This is a genomic window from Streptomyces olivaceus, from assembly GCF_000721235.1.
GTDB classification, from domain to species: Bacteria; Actinomycetota; Actinomycetes; order Streptomycetales; family Streptomycetaceae; genus Streptomyces; species Streptomyces olivaceus.
This window is the reverse complement of the sequence record NZ_JOFH01000111.1, coordinates 1-861: the sequence shown is the minus strand read 5'-3', so window position 1 is coordinate 861 and position 861 is coordinate 1. Positions and strand designations below refer to the sequence as shown.

Here is an 861-nt window from a genome sequence, read left to right as displayed (position 1 = left end):
GCAAGGCTGTCATTCCCGCGGCCGGGCTCGGTACCCGGTTCCTGCCGGCGACCAAGGCCACTCCGAAGGAGATGCTGCCGGTCGTCGACAAGCCGGCGATCCAGTACGTGGTCGAGGAGGCCGTCACCGCCGGCCTCGGCGACATCCTCATGGTCACCGGCCGCAACAAGCGCCCCCTGGAGGACCACTTCGACCGCAACTACGAACTGGAGTCCGCCCTCCAGAAGAAGGGCGACGCGAGCCGGCTGGCCAGGGTCCAGGAGTCCAGCGACCTCGCGATGATGCACTACGTCCGCCAGGGCGACCCCAGGGGACTGGGACACGCCGTGCTGTGCGCCGCCCCGCACGTCGGCGACGAGCCCTTCGCGGTGCTGCTCGGCGACGACCTGATCGACCCGCGCGACCCGCTGCTCCAGCGCATGATCGAGGTCCAGGAGCAGTACGGCGGCAGCGTGATCGCCCTCATGGAGGTCGCGCCGGAGCAGATCCACCTCTACGGCTGCGCGGCCGTCGAGTCCACCGGGGACAGCGACGTCGTCAAGGTCGGCGGACTGGTCGAGAAGCCGGAGGCGGCCGACGCGCCGTCGAACTACGCCATCATCGGCCGCTACGTCCTGGACCCGCACGTCTTCGGCATACTCCGCAGGACCGAGCCCGGCCGGGGCGGCGAGATCCAGCTGACCGACGCCCTGCAGCAGCTCGCCGAGGACGAGTCCGTGGGCGGCCCGGTGCACGGCGTGGTCTTCAAGGGCCGCCGCTACGACACCGGCGACCGCGGCGACTACCTGCGTGCCATCGTCCGGCTCGCGTGCGAACGTGAGGACCTGGGCCCGGACTTCCGGACCTGGCTCCAGCGTTACG

The 861-nt window shown here is 70.7% G+C and carries 1 protein-coding gene; it reads left to right on the top strand.

Features of this window, described 5'->3' with window-relative positions; genetic code table 11:
- Positions 1–861 (top strand): UTP--glucose-1-phosphate uridylyltransferase GalU (galU, locus tag IG94_RS0137970; protein WP_031048723.1); only part of this gene is annotated, 861 nt, incomplete at both ends.